Below are 12,505 nucleotides of genomic sequence, written 5' to 3'. Positions count from 1 at the left end.
TGGGCGTGGTACGTGTTCGCACATATGTACAGGCTCCTCCGGACGTGGTGGTGGTGCTGCCGTGGCCGCGCGCGGGTGTGGTGGACATCCGGTCGGTAGTGGACCAATGCACACCTTTGACGTGATCGTGTCCGCTGGCCCCGGTGGTGTCTGCCGCCCGGCCACTCGCCGCAATATCGCCTTCCTTATGACCGCCAGCGCGGGCATTTAGCTGCGCAATAGCTTGGCGTAGGCATCCACGCATAGCGTGACGCGCGTCCCATTAGTCACACTGTGGACAGAGCGACCACCCCCCGCTCCCCACGGGTGAGGCCATCCGCCCCGCCCCTTGGACTGTTCCGGTGACGACAGGCCGTTACTGCCCGACTGATGCCGAAAAGTAGTCCCTGGCTTCACAGTCGCAGGTGATGCCCAGGACGGTCAGGGACCGGGCCGCCCGGGGCCACCCCGTGCCGCGCGCCGATGCCCACTCCTCGGTCACCAGGAACTTGTCCGAGCATTCGACGTCTGCCAGGCGTGCCACCAGGTCGCGGCGGTCGTCCGTGCTCCAGTCCAGTCGCCGGGAGGCCCGGTGGCGTTGGTCCGCGTGGAACTCGTCCCGACGGATCCGGGACTCGGTCTCGGCCAAGCCCGCCGCGCGCAGCCGGGCCTCGAACACCTCCGTCCGGAACCGTTCCAGGGACAGGATGGCCGTGAAGGTCCCGTCGGTCGGGAGGACCGCGATCTCGTGGCCCTCCTCGTGGTACCACTCCAGCAGGTCGTCCAGTACCTCGTCCAGCGCGATCGGGGTGACCGGGCCGGGGTCGTGGCCCATCGCCGCCGCCGACATCTCGGCCAGGCGGCGGTGCGGCCACAACGGGACCAGGGCGTGGTCCAGGTCGTCCCGTTCCAGTCCGCCGTAGCCCTCGTCCCACGCCCACACGATCCCGGTCGTCGCGACGGTCGTGAAGAAGTGGTCGCGTCGCGCGGTGCTGTCGGCTGCCCAGACGCGCTGTACCTCCTCGTCCGACAGTGCTTCCTCGTCCGACAGCGGGAATTCCGTAGTCATGGTGCCCACCCCCCAAGCGATGTTGTGCGGCAGCCTAACGAGCCATCATCCGACCACCTCGCGGTGACGTGGGTCACGGGCGGTCGAGGGGCGCTCGAACGCCGGTCGAGGCGGCTCCGTCGTGGACGGCCGCGGAGGTCGTTTTCCGTTGGACCACAAGGCTTGTCGGGTCCAGGCCGGGTTACCACCAACGGGTGATCCAGCAGGGTGGAACATGGCGTCCGGCCGGAGGGCATCCGGTAGGGTGGAGTGCCGAGGCCGAGAGGCGCTGCAACGGGTCCCGAGACCCGCCACGCTCGGCTCGCTCCACTCACCGCAAAGGGCGCCTCCGGGATCAACGGAGGTGTGCGTGTCCGCTCGTATCGACGGTCTCCGACAGCTGCTCGACCAGCGCGTGGCCGTGCTCGACGGCGCCTGGGGGACGATGCTGCAGGCCGCCTCGCTCACCCCGGAGGACTACCGCGGCGATCGGTTCCGCGACCATCCCCGGGACGTGACGGGCGACCCCGACCTGCTCAACCTCACCCGCCCGGACGTCATCCTCGACGTGCACCGCCAGTACCTGGCCGCGGGCGCGCACATCACCAGCACCAACACCTTCACCGCCACCACCATCGCCCAGGCCGACTACGGCCTGGAGGCGTACGCCGCCGAGATGAACCTGCGTGGCGCCCAGCTGGCCCGGCAGGCCGCGGACGAGGTCGGCGGCTGGGTGGCGGGCTCGGTCGGCCCGCTCAACGTGACCCTGTCGCTGTCCCCGCGGGTCGAGGATCCGGCCTACCGGACGGTCACGTTCGACCAGGTCAAGGCCTCCTACGCGAACCAGATCGAGGCACTCGCCGAGGGCGGTGTCGACCTGCTGCTGATCGAGACCGTGTTCGACACGCTCAACGCCAAGGCGGCCATCGCCGCGGCCCGCGAGGTCGCCCCCGAGCTGCCGCTGTGGATCTCGGTGACCATCGTCGACCTCAGCGGCCGGACCCTCTCCGGACAGACCGTCGAGGCGTTCTGGCGGTCCATCGAGCACGCGAACCCGCTGGTCGTGGGCGTCAACTGCTCGCTTGGCGCGACCGAGATGCGTCCGCACGTGGCCGAGCTGTCCCAGCTCGCGGGCGTCTACACCGCCAGCCACCCCAACGCGGGCCTGCCCAACGCGTTCGGCGGCTACGACCAGACCCCGGCCGAGACCGGCGCGCTGCTCGCCGAGTTCACCGAGTCCGGCATGGTCAACATCGTCGGCGGCTGCTGCGGCACCACCCCGCCGCACATCCGCAGCATCGCCGAGGCGGTCGGCGGTCTGGAGCCGCGCCGGGTGCCCACCCCCGCCCCGGCGACCCGGTTCAGCGGGCTGGAGCCGTTCGCCATCGGCCCGGACACCGGGTTCGTCATGATCGGCGAGCGCACCAACGTCACCGGTTCGGCCAAGTTCCGCAAGCTCATCGAGGCCGACGACCACCAGGCCGCGGTGGACGTGGCGCTGCACCAGGTGCGCGGTGGGGCCAACCTGCTCGACGTCAACATGGACGCCGACCTGCTCGACAGCGAGCGGGCGATGACCACGTTCCTGAACCTGGTCGCCACCGAGCCCGAGGTGGCCCGGCTGCCGATCATGGTGGACAGCTCGCGGTGGAGCGTGCTGGAGGCCGGGCTCAAGTGCGTGCAGGGCAAGGGCGTGGTCAACTCGATCAGCCTCAAGGAGGGCGAGGAGCAGTTCCTCGACCACGCAGGCAAGGTCCGCGACTACGGCGCGGGCGTGGTCGTGATGGCCTTCGACGAGAAGGGCCAGGCAGACACGGTCGAGCGCAAGGTGGAGATCTGCGCCCGCGCCTACGACCTGCTCACGCTGAAGCTGGGCTTCCCGCCCGAGGACATCATCTTCGACCCGAACGTGCTCGCGGTGGCCACCGGCATCGCCGAGCACAACGGCTACGCCAAGGCGTTCATCGACGCGCTGCCGCTGATCAAGCAGCGCTGCCCCGGCGTGCGCACCAGCGGCGGCATCTCCAACCTGTCGTTCTCCTTCCGCGGCAACGACACCGTGCGCGAGGCCATGCACTCGGCGTTCCTGTTCCACGCCGTGCGCGCGGGCCTGGACATGGGCATCGTCAACGCGGGCCAGCTCGCCGTCTACCAGGACATCCCGGCCGAGCTGCTGGAACTGGTCGAGGACGTGCTGTTCGACCGGCGCGAGGACGCCACCGACCGGCTGGTGGAGTACGCCGAGACGGTCAAGGGCTCGAAGACCAAGCGGGTGGTCGACCTGTCCTGGCGCGAGGCCCCGGTCGCCGAGCGGCTCTCGCACGCGCTGGTGCACGGCATCGTCGACTACATCGAGGCCGACACCGAGGAGGCCAGGCAGGCGCTGCCGCGGCCGCTTGAGGTGATCGAGGGCCCGCTGATGGACGGCATGAAGATCGTCGGCGACCTGTTCGGCGCGGGCAAGATGTTCCTCCCGCAGGTGGTCAAGAGCGCGCGCGTGATGAAGCGCTCGGTGGCCTACCTGGAGCCGTACATGGAGGCGGAGAAGGAGAAGGCCCGGCTGGAGGGCCGCGTCGACACCAGGCGCGGGCAGGGCAAGGTCGTGCTGGCCACGGTCAAGGGCGACGTGCACGACATCGGCAAGAACATCGTCGGCGTGGTCCTGGGCTGCAACAACTACGAGGTCATCGACCTGGGCGTGATGGTGCCCGCCTCGGTCATCCTGGACACCGCGGTCGCCGAGGGCGCCGACGTGGTCGGCCTGTCCGGCCTGATCACGCCGTCGCTGGACGAGATGGTGTCGGTGGCGGGCGAGATGCAGCGCCGCGGCCTGAAGCTCCCGGTCCTCATCGGCGGCGCCACCACGTCCCGCCAGCACACCGCCGTGCGCATCGCCCCGGCCTACGACGGCACCACGGTGCACGTGCTCGACGCGTCCCGGGTGGTCGGCGTGGTGTCGGACCTGATGGACCCCACCCGCGCCGACGCGCTGGACACGCGCAACCGGGCCGACCAGGACGTGCTGCGCGAGCAGCACGAGAGCAGGCACGCTCGCCCGCTGCTCGACCTGGCCGCCGCGCGCGCCAACCGCGAGGTCGTCGATTTCACCGACCTGCCGGTCCCCGCGTTCACCGGCGTGCGCGTGGTCAGCCCGACGCTGGCCGAGCTGCGCGCGATGATCGACTGGCAGTTCCTGTTCCTGGCCTGGGAGCTCAAGGGCAAGTACCCGGCCATCCTCGACCAGCCGGTCGCCCGCGAGCTGTTCGACGACGCCAACACGATGCTCGACGAGATCGGCTCCCGCTTCACCTTCCGGGGCGCCTACGGCTACTGGCCCGCGCACTCCGACGGCGACGACATCGTGCTGGGCGAGACCGGTTTCCCGATGCTGCGCCAGCAGACCGAGAAGCCCACCGGCCGCCCGAACCGCTGCCTGGCCGACTACGTCGCCCCGTCCGGCGACCACCTGGGCGGCTTCGCGGTGACCGTGCACGGCGCCGACGAACTGGCCGCCGAGTACGAGGCCGTGAACGACGACTACAAGGCCATCATGGTCAAGGCCATCGCCGACCGCCTCGCCGAGGCCTTCGCCGAGTGGATCCACCTGCACGCCCGCCGCGACTGGTTCGAACCGGACGCGGACCCGGCCATCGAGGACCTGCACGCGGAACGCTTCCGCGGCATCCGCCCCGCCCTGGGCTACCCGGCCAGCCCCGACCACAGCGAGAAGCAGACCCTCTTCGACCTGCTGGGCGCCACCGACCTGGGCATGGGCCTCACCGAGTCCTTCGCGATGACCCCGGCGGCCAGCGTCAGCGGCCTGATCTTCGCCCACCCCGGCTCGCGGTACTTCACCGTCGGCCGCCTTGGCCGCGACCAGATCACCGACTACGCGGAGCGGCGCGGCATGGAGGTAGCCGAAGTGGAGCGCTGGCTGCGCCCCAACCTGGCCTACGACCCCCAGTGACGTCCCGGGGCGGGGTGTCCGGCCTGCTGTCGGACCGGGCTCCCCGCCTCGGTCAGCCTCAAAGCCAGTCCTTCCGTTTGAACATCAGGTAGAGGGCGCACGACGCGACCACCATGACGGCCGTCGACACCCAGAAGCCCCAGGGCTCGCCGGTGCCGGGGTAGGGGACGTTCTGGCCGTAGAAGCCGGTGATGGCGGTCGGGATGGCGATGATGGCGGCCCAGCCGGTGACCTTCTTCATGATCAGGTTGAGCCGGTTGCTCTGGATGTTGAGCTGGGTCTCCCGCAGCGCCGTCACGTGGTCGCGCAACGACTCCGTCCACTCGGCCGCGTGCGTCACGTGGTCGCGGATGTCGGCGAAGTAGGGCTGCAACCGGGCGTCGATCAGGTGGGTGTCGCGGGGGAGCTCCGTCATGATGTCCCGCATCGGCAACACCACCCGCCGCAACGATGACAACGACCGTCGCACGCGGACGGTGTTCTGTTGCAGTTCCCGGACGTTGGGGCGGTCCTCGAAGACCACGCCCTCCAGGTCCTCGGTCAGTTCGTCCAATGCGGACGCCGCCTGCAGGTGGCCGTCCACCACGACGTCGATCAGCCCGTGCAGCAGCACGCCCACCCGGTCGCACTCCAGCACCGACTCGTCCCACCGGCGGGCCACCTGGGTCATGTCGTAGCCGTCGTGCACCGTGACCAGGGCGCGGGCCGTCACGAACACCGACAGCTCGCGGACCGACAGCGAACCGTCCTCGGACAGCGAAGCACCGTAGATCGACAGGAACTGGTGGGACCTGTAGTGGTCGATCTTCGGCCGTTGCCCCCGCTGCCGCGCGTCCTCCAGCGCCAGCTCGTGCAGCCCCAGCTCCGCGCCGACCATCGCCAGGTCCGAGTCGTCCGCGATGTCCACCCAGGCCACGGTGTCCGGTTCGGACAGTCGTTCGCCCAGTTCGGACAGTGGGAAGTCCTCTTCGGACAGGCGACCCGCGCGGTAGAGGCGGGTGGTGGTCATGCCGTCCGCCGCAGCAGGGTCGTGTACAGGGTCAGTCCGGGTCCGAACGCCATCGCCACCGCCAGGTCTTCCGGCCGCACGTCCAGTTCGCGCAGCACCAGCACCACCGTCGCCGACGAGCAGTTGCCCCGCTCGGCGAGCACCGCCCGCGATGCTGCCAGGGCCCGCTCGGGCAGGCCCAACCCGGTCCCCACCGTGTCCAGGATGCGCGGCCCGCCCGGGTGCACCGCCCAGCCCGCCACGTCCTCGATCACCGCCCCGTGCCGGGCCAACAGCTTGTCCACCACCGGCCGCACGGTCGCCGCCAGCACGTCCGGCACCCGCGCGGACAGGCCCATGCGGAAGCCGTGGTCGGTGATCCGCCAGGTCATCATGGCCGCCGCGTCCGGCTCGGTGTGCGCGGCGACGTCCAGCACCTCCCACCCCGGCACCGCCGGGGTCACCGGGGCCACCGACGCGGACGGGGCCACCACCACGGCGGCCGCCGCGTCCCCGAACAGCGCGTGCGCCACCACCTGCTCCGGGTCGTCGTCCGGCGGCTGGACGTGCAACGACGTCAGTTCCACGCACACCAGCGCGGCGGGCAGGCCGCGTGCGTCCACGAAGTCGGCCACCGCGCCCAGCCCGGGGAGCGCGGCGTAGCAGCCCATGTGGCCGATCACGATCCGTCGCGCGTCCGCCGCCAGTCCCAGGTCCGCGGCCAGCCCGATGTCCAGGCCGGGCGTGGTGTAGCCGGTGCACGACACCACCGCCAGCAGGCCCAGGTCGGCTGGGGACAAACCGGACTCGGCGAGTGCGTCGCGCAGGGCGGCGCGGGCCAGTGGCGGGGCCTCCTCGGCATAGCGGGCCATCCGACGCCCGGTCGACCACCCGGCCACGCCCTCCGCCGTCGGGTCCACCACCGCGTGCCGCGACCGCACGCCGCAGTTGGCGAACACCCGGCGGGCCAGGCCGCGGTCGCGGAAGTGCGCGCGGAAACCGCGTTCCCACAGCACGTCCTGGTCGTACGACCGGGGCAGCGCGGCACCGATCCCGGTCACGACCGCCATCCGGCCTCCTTCACGCCAACGCCCTGGAACAGCACGGCGGTCGTCGGCACGGGCATCATCCGCACCGGCCGGACCGAGCCCAGTGCCCACCCGGCCAGACCGACCGACGACGGTCGGATACCCCGCAACCGCAAACCCACTCCCTGCTTAGCACACTCGCGCACCAACACCGCCCGGTCGACCAGCAGGGCCGGGTCGTGCACGCCCCGGGGGACCGACGGCAGCCGTTCCGCCACGGTGATCGCCAGGAACCGGCACAGCGCGGTGTCCGCCAGGGTGTCGAGCACCAGCAGACCGCCCGGCCGTAACAGCCTGCACGCCTCCGCGACCGCGCGCGGCAGGTCCGGCACGTGTTCAAGGATCTCCCCGGCCACCACCACGTCCGCGCATCCCGTGCGCAGCGGCACGGCCAGCACGTCCCCGCGTATCGCCGTGACACCGTGTTCGGCTGCCACTCGCGGTCCGGTGTGCGACAGGTCGATCCCTATGTGTGCGTACCCTTTGCTCGCTATGTGCGGCGCCAGCAGACCACCGCCGCAACCCAGGTCCACGAGCACCGCCCCCGGTCTTGTCGCGGTCGGGACCAGTTCGGCGCGCGCGGCGGCGAGCCAGCGCAGCATCGCGAACGCCCCACGCGGTCGCCACCAGTGCCCGGCGAGGTCGTCGTAGAGCGCGGTCACCGTCCGAGGCTGACACACCCGACGGGACGCCGCTTGACATACCCTGGCGTTCGATGACTGCACCGCCCACGCGACTCCCACTGCTGCGCGCCGCCCATCCGGAACCCGCCGTCGCGGTCACGCTCGCCACGGCCGCGTTGTCCGTGGGGCTGGGGCAGAACGCGTGGCGCGTGGTACTGGTGGCGGCCGCGGTGTTCGCCGGGCAGCTGTCGGTGGGGTGGCTCAACGATGTCGTCGACGCTGCGCGGGACGCTGCCGTCGGTCGCGCGGACAAACCTGTTGCGACAGGACAGGTATCGGTCGCCGTGGTGCGGATGTCGTTCTGGGTTTCCGCTGTGCTCGCGGTCGCTTTGTCCTTGTTTGCCTGCCTTTTCGCGGGGCTCGCGCACATTGTGGCGTTGTTGTCCGCGTGGGCGTATGACCTGCGGGTGAAGGCGACGGTGTTCTCGATCGTCCCTTATGCCCTCTCGTTCGGACTGTTGACGGCGTTCGTCACGCTCGCCCTGCCCGACCCCTACTGGCCGCCGTGGTGGCTGACCGCGACCGCGTCGCTGCTGGGCTGCGCCGCCCATTTCGCCAACACCCTCCCGGACTTCGCCGACGACCGCGCGACCGGTGTTCTCGGCCTCCCGCACCGCTTGGGCGCCGCCGCCTCTCGCACTGCGGCCGCGCTGCTCGTCCTGGCCGCCTCCGCCACACTCGTGTTCGGGCTTCCCGGTGATGCACGGCTCCTGGGCCTGGTGGCGCTCGGGGTGGCCACCGCGGTCACGACCGTGGGACTGGTGCGTGGCCGTCGCCCCGGCTCGCGCGCGGCGTTCCACGCGATGCTGGGCGTGGCCCTGCTGGACGCGGCGGTGCTGGTGATCTCCATTCGGTGAACCCCCGGCCGGGTGACCCGCCGGATTTCACCCGTTCGACGAGCCTGCCACCGATCGCGCTATCCCGAGGCGTACATCCAGTGCTTCCCCGGCCGCGGACCCCCACCGCCCGGGGTTCGCTCCCCGGTGCGCGCGGGGCGGGTGGGTCGGTGAGAGGTATCTGCTTGCTTAATCACACAAGGTGCGCGATTGGTCACGGGGCGTCGTCGCTGCTAGCTCTTGGGGCAGCCCGAGCACCTCGCGACCCGACCAGGAAGGGCTTTCCCCTGATGCACACCCCTCTGTCGCGCACCCTGGCTGTGGGTCTGGCCGCCCTGGCTGCCGTGGGCCTGACCGTCACCAGCGCGACCGCGGCGGACGCGGATCCCGCCGAGCGTCTCGCCGCGCTGTCCGATCAGTTGGCTGCCGCTACCGAGCCCGTGCAGGTTCAGGCGGTGCTGGCCGATCTGCCGCCGGTGTTCGATGACCTGCGGGAGATCACGGATAGTCCGGATGCGCTGCATCTGTTGGCCAACACGGAGGCGTTCACGCAGACGGCAGGCGATCTGCCGGTGGCGGTGGCGGCCACGGTGGTTCCGGCGTTGTTGGACGTGGTTGACGTGGTTGTGGATCGGGATTCGATTTCGCTGTCCGATCTGTTGCCTGGGATTCTTTCTCTGCCGCGATGACGAATTGGCCGCTGCCGCTGCACTGACCCCGCGCGGCGCGGCGTGTGGAGGGCCCGCGACCCCGATGCTCCCGGTCGATTCGCGGGCCTGTGGTGCCCCGCTTCCGGATCCCTGGGCCGGAAGCGGGGCCTTGGCGGATCACGCGGTCGATCGGGTCACGCGTTCCGGTTCGCGGTGCGGCAGAAGTCGGCGAGATCGCGGGGGGATAGGCCGAGTGCGGCGGCGATCTGGGCGGCGGCCACGATCTCCTCGCAGAGTCGGGCACCGCTTCGGCTACCGCTCCGCGGCCGCCTTCTGCCGGGCCGTCAAACGCACCTTCGGCATCTCCCCGGGCGCCCTCCGCCGCCCCGCCTGACCTGCGGTTGAACGCCGGACGACGATCAGCGGACCAGTCGCTCCCGATACCATTGTGGACACACCGGCGCACCTACCGTCTCGGCCATGGAACACCCTGGGGCGAACGAGAACGACGGGCCCTCCTTCGACGAGGCCTGGGTCGATGACGCGAAGCGCACCGAGTCCGACACCCGCCGCTACCACACGACGCCACAGCACAGTCCCATGCCGTGGCGCACGTGGACACCCCCGGAACTCCCGGCGCCCGTCGCACCCCGTCCCGCCGACCACAACGCCAGAAACGTCGTCTTCGTCCTACTCGCCGTGACCGCCGCCGTCGCCCTGGTCGCGTGGCTGTACCCCACCGGCGGCAGTAAGACACCCGTGGCGGGCAGCTCGACCACCACGACCATCAAGCCCACACCGTCCGTGCGGAACGCCGACCCCGCCGCGGTCGACCCGGCGGCAGCCGATCCCGGGGTGGCGGAGCCTGAACCCACCACCCGCACCAAGGTCCCGCCCGCCACCCGGCAGCCCTGGACCCCCGCCCCCGCAGCCCCTCGGTCCGGTCCCGACGCCACCAAGGCCGACGTCTTCGCCACGCTGAAACCGGGATCCTGCCTGGCCACGAACACCAACCTGGACCCGATCACGGTCGTCCCGTGCACCGGCCCGCACACCGAGGAGGTCACCCTCCTCCGCGACCTGACGTCGAGCTTCCCGAACACCCCGACCCATCGGCCAGATGAACACGCTCAGCAGCGAACTCTGCGGCCCCGCCGCCGAAGCGTGGGTCGGCGACCTCGATCGCCGCTACCACCCGGGCTACCTCTGGCAGTTCGAGAACGGCACTCCCGGCACGGCGGTCCGCGCCTTCGTCTGCACGGTGACCCTGTCCGGTCACAGCCCGTTCACCGGAACCCTGCGCCACCCCACGACCTGACCACCGGCCCAACCGGTCGCGCACAGAGCGAGATTCCCCAGTAGGCGGACTACTTATCGCGCTTGTACATGCGCTGAACCTTCCCGGAAAGGTCGGCCTCCAGGTAGGTAGCCCCATAATCATCATTCACATAAAGTCTCATCGAAGCGGACCCGTCAATGATGTCGGTGTCGATGATGATATACCGCATGGTGGGAGCGGGCACGCCCAACTCCTTGTTCGCCTTGTCCCACAACCCGGGCAGTGCATCCCAGTTCACCTTGTTGAGATCCAACACCGCCCGATCGGAATCCACTCCGTCCGCCCCCTCCCGGGTAGCGGCCCCATCCCGATACTCGAAGTTGTCGAACCCGTTCTTCACCGTCGCGACCGGGGCCGTCGCCCGCGCGTAGTCCTCGTAGATGTACAGCTCCGACACCTTGGAACCGCCCATCACCGGACTCAACGCGCCGACCAGGGCGCGCCCACCCGCGGGGGTGCGCAAGTCCGTCGGCGCGTCGGCGGTCGGCGGCGCCGCGCTCGTGACATTCGGCTGGGTCGCCTGAGGCTGGGTCGCTTGGGGTTTGGTCGTGTTCGGCTGAGGCGTATCCGTCCGAGCCTGACCGGTCGAGTGCTGGGAAGTGGATTCCGATCCACCCCCGTCCCCGGGCCCCACCGCGTTATCCGACGACCCGAGCACACGAACGAGCACGATCGTCAACGCAAGAATCCCCAACACCGCGGTCAACGAGAACACAATGGCCCCCGTGCGCTTGCGCCCAGGCGCGGCAACCGGCCGCGGCCCTGAGTCGGGCGTCTGGGAATTGGGATACTGCCAGGCCGCGGTCGTCCTCGCCGGAAAACCCCCGCTGGGCGTGCCCTGCGCCGGGAACCCCTGAGCAGGAAACGACCCACTCGGCGGGCTCTGCGCCGCGAACGACCCACTGGGCGGGTTCTGTGCCGGGAACGCGCCACTGGGCGTGCCCTGCGCCGGAAGCGGCCCGCTCGGCGTCCCCGGCGCCGCGAACCCCGGACCGGCCTGCCCGAACGGCACCCCGCCGCCGTGCTCGGCCGCCGCCAGCATCCGGTCGAACACCTCACCCGACGGCCGTGCCATCGGATCCGCCACCAGCACCGCCGCCAGTGCCTGCCCGAGCGCGCCCGCCCGACGCGGCGGTGGGACCGGTTCGGTCATCACCGCCGCCAACGTCGCCATCGTGGTGGCGCGCCGCAGCGGGTGATACCCCTCGACCGCCACGTACAGCAGCATCGCCAGCGACCAGAAGTCCGAGGCGGTCTTGGTCTCGTCCCCGTGCAGCCGCTCCGGCGCGATGTACTCCGGCGAGCCGATCACCTCGCCGGTGGCGGTGAGCTGGCCGGAGTCGTGCAGGGCGGCGATGCCGAAGTCGGTGAGCACGGCGCTGCCGTCGTGCCGCAGCAGCACGTTGCCGGGTTTCACGTCGCGGTGCATCACCCCGGCCGCGTGCGCCGCGCGCAGGGCGGCGAGCACGCCGCGGCCGACCCTGGCCGCCTCCGGCGGGGTCAGCGTGCCGTGCTGCAGCCGGGTGTCCAGGGACATGCCCTGGACCAGCTCCATGACGATCCACGGGTACGGCGAGTCGGGCGACTCGATGATCTGGTAGATCGAGACGACGTTCGGGTGCTGCAGCCTGGCCAGCGCGCGGGACTCGCGGAGCACCCGTTCCCGCTGCTGTGCGGCCAGCGCCGGGTTGTTCTCGTAGAGCGCGGCGTCGGTCGGCCGCACCTCCTTGATGGCCACCTCGCGGTGCAGGCCGATGTCCCTGGCGCGCCACACGGTGCCCATGCCACCACTGCCCAGCCGCTGCAGCAGCTCGAACCGGCCGTCCACCACGCGACCGGTCTGTTCTCTCTCCGACACCGCGCACACGCTAGCAACCGGTCCGGAGTGGTCGACCGCCGATCCGGCGGCCCGTTCGCACTGGTGAAC

10 protein-coding genes are annotated in these 12,505 nt (G+C 70.7%); 4 read left to right on the top strand and 6 right to left on the bottom strand.

Annotation, left to right across the window (positions count from 1 at the left end):
* Positions 1–355 precede the first annotated feature (355 nt).
* On the bottom strand, positions 356–1,048 hold the full coding sequence (locus tag C503_RS0125405) for a DUF2750 domain-containing protein (protein ID WP_018685042.1): 693 nt from the start codon (positions 1,046–1,048) through the stop codon (positions 356–358).
* A 349-nt stretch (positions 1,049–1,397) separates the two neighbouring features.
* Between C503_RS0125405 and metH the strand changes: the two genes are divergently transcribed.
* Complete coding sequence (metH, locus tag C503_RS0125400) at positions 1,398–4,994, top strand: methionine synthase (protein ID WP_018685041.1); 3,597 nt, start codon at positions 1,398–1,400, stop codon at positions 4,992–4,994.
* Positions 4,995–5,052: 58 nt separating this feature from the next.
* Here the strand turns inward: metH and C503_RS0125395 are convergent, their stop codons facing one another.
* The 3 genes from C503_RS0125395 to C503_RS0125385 are packed head-to-tail and all read right to left on the bottom strand — an operon-like array spanning position 5,053 to position 7,732.
* Positions 5,053–6,003 (bottom strand): magnesium transporter CorA family protein, encoded by a 951-nt coding sequence (locus tag C503_RS0125395; RefSeq protein WP_018685040.1) that lies wholly within the window; start codon positions 6,001–6,003, stop codon positions 5,053–5,055.
* Positions 6,000–7,052 carry a type III polyketide synthase gene (locus tag C503_RS0125390; RefSeq protein ID WP_018685039.1) on the bottom strand — a complete coding sequence of 351 codons (1,053 nt, stop codon included), beginning with the start codon at positions 7,050–7,052 and terminating at the stop codon, positions 6,000–6,002. The genes C503_RS0125395 and C503_RS0125390 overlap by 4 nt, the downstream gene beginning before the upstream one ends.
* A complete protein-coding gene (locus C503_RS0125385; protein ID WP_018685038.1) occupies positions 7,040–7,732 on the bottom strand; it encodes a methyltransferase domain-containing protein in 693 nt (230 codons plus the stop codon). The genes C503_RS0125390 and C503_RS0125385 overlap by 13 nt, the downstream gene beginning before the upstream one ends.
* Positions 7,733–7,785: 53 nt before the next feature.
* On the opposite strand from C503_RS0125385, the gene C503_RS0125380 reads away from it, so the two are divergent.
* Both C503_RS0125380 and C503_RS0125375 read left to right on the top strand, forming a co-directional pair.
* A complete protein-coding gene (locus C503_RS0125380; protein WP_018685037.1) occupies positions 7,786–8,610 on the top strand; it encodes a UbiA family prenyltransferase in 825 nt (274 codons plus the stop codon).
* A 269-nt stretch (positions 8,611–8,879) separates the two neighbouring features.
* Positions 8,880–9,278, top strand: a complete 399-nt coding sequence (locus tag C503_RS0125375; RefSeq protein ID WP_018685036.1) for a hypothetical protein — start codon at positions 8,880–8,882, stop codon at positions 9,276–9,278.
* Positions 9,279–9,811: 533 nt separating this feature from the next.
* On the opposite strand, the gene C503_RS0125365 is transcribed toward C503_RS0125375, so the two are convergent.
* A complete protein-coding gene (locus C503_RS0125365; protein WP_156893465.1) occupies positions 9,812–10,306 on the bottom strand; it encodes a hypothetical protein in 495 nt (164 codons plus the stop codon).
* Between the two features lie 53 nt (positions 10,307–10,359).
* Between C503_RS0125365 and C503_RS0125360 the strand changes: the two genes are divergently transcribed.
* Positions 10,360–10,557, top strand: coding sequence for a hypothetical protein (locus C503_RS0125360; RefSeq protein WP_018685034.1), 198 nt, complete (start codon positions 10,360–10,362; stop codon positions 10,555–10,557).
* 49 nt (positions 10,558–10,606) lie between these two features.
* On the opposite strand, the gene C503_RS48610 is transcribed toward C503_RS0125360, so the two are convergent.
* A complete protein-coding gene (locus tag C503_RS48610; protein WP_026316686.1) occupies positions 10,607–12,436 on the bottom strand; it encodes a serine/threonine-protein kinase in 1,830 nt (609 codons plus the stop codon).
* Between the last annotated feature and the right edge of the window lie 69 nt (positions 12,437–12,505).

The organism is Actinokineospora enzanensis DSM 44649, assembly GCF_000374445.1.
In the GTDB taxonomy this organism is placed as follows: Bacteria; Actinomycetota; Actinomycetes; order Mycobacteriales; family Pseudonocardiaceae; genus Actinokineospora; species Actinokineospora enzanensis.
Note: the sequence above shows the minus strand (reverse complement) of the source record. Positions and strands in the feature narration are given on the sequence as shown.